Consider the following 1,450-nt stretch of genomic DNA (forward strand, 5'->3'; position numbering starts at 1 on the left):
GCCGGGTTCAGTAATTCCAAAAAATGGCATGAAATTAGAGGTATCAAAGATCAGAGGAGAAACCTCTTATGGAATGCTCTGTTCTGAGTCAGAATTGAAACTTTCTAATGAGAGCGAAGGAATAATAGATCTAAATGATAAATATAAAACAAAAATTGGAAAATCATTCTTTGGTGAAAAAAAAGGAAAAAATGTAATTGAATTATCAATTACCCCAAATAGACCAGACTGCCTAGGTGTGAGAGGTGTAGCGCGAGACTTGTCAGCCTCTAACTTTGGAAAATTAAAAGAATTAAAAAAAAGTAAAATTAAAAAGAACATTAAGCATAACTTTAAGATAAAAATTGAAAAAAATAAAAATCAGGCATGTTCAATTTTTGGAAGCTGTATCGTTAAAAATATTAAAAATACTGAAAGTCCAGGATGGTTAAAAAATAGGATTTTAGCACTTGGCTTAAGACCTATTTCTGCTGTTGTTGATATAACAAATTATGTAATGTTTGATTTAAACCGACCCCTCCATGCATACGATTTAGACAAGATAAAGAATAAAATTACCGTTAGAAATTCAAAAAAAGGAGAGAGTTTTAAAGCCCTAGATAATAAAAATTATACACTTGATAAAGACATGTGCGTGATAGCGGATGATGAAGGTGTACTCGGTTTGGGTGGAATAATTGGAGGTGAAAGGTCAGGCACAGAAATACATACAAAAAATATACTCTTAGAGTCAGCATATTTTGATCCCGCAATAATTAGAAAAACTGCTAAAAAATTAGACTTGAATAGTGATGCAAAGTTCCGTTTTGAAAGAGGGGTAGATCCTCAATCTGTAACTGCTGGGCTGGAAGCAGCTGTCGAACTAATTTTAGAAATTTGTGGAGGGGAAGTTTCTAAATTTGATGTGCAGCAGACAAAAAAATTTAATAATCTTGAGATAAAATTCGACCCCAAAATGGTATCAAAGACAGTTGGAACCAACATAAATAATAATGAGTCAAAAAAGATCTTATCAAACTTAGGCTTCATTGTTAAAACCAAGGGTAAATTCCTCAATGTAAAAGTACCAAGTTGGAGACCTGATATCTTTGGTGAGATTGATCTAGTAGAGGAAGTTATAAGAATTATTGGATTTGAAAAAATTAAGTCTATTGAACCTGAGAAAAACCGAACTAAACCAACTCTTAATTACTTTCAGAAACATTTTCATTTAGCTCAAAGATCAGTAGCCTCAAAAGGATATCTTGAAACAATAACATGGTCGTTTACTGACGAAAAAATTAATAACAAATTTAAAGAAAAGTTAGAAAGCGTAAAGATTGTAAATCCAATAAGTTCAGATTTAAATGTATTAAGAAATTCTTTATATCCAAATCTAATTTTCTATTTAGAAAAAAACCTAAACAGAGGATTTGGTGATCAAGCTCTTTTTGAAATTGGCCCAGTTTTT

At 31.4% G+C, this 1,450-nt stretch carries 1 protein-coding gene; it reads left to right on the forward strand.

What is annotated here, in order from left to right:
* The coding region (gene pheT, locus AMN84_RS03280; protein WP_075483337.1) for a phenylalanine--tRNA ligase subunit beta at positions 1-1,450 on the forward strand (1,450 nt) is incomplete at both ends.

Source organism: Candidatus Pelagibacter communis (assembly GCF_001180105.1).
In the GTDB taxonomy this organism is placed as follows: Bacteria; Pseudomonadota; Alphaproteobacteria; order Pelagibacterales; family Pelagibacteraceae; genus Pelagibacter; species Pelagibacter ubique_K.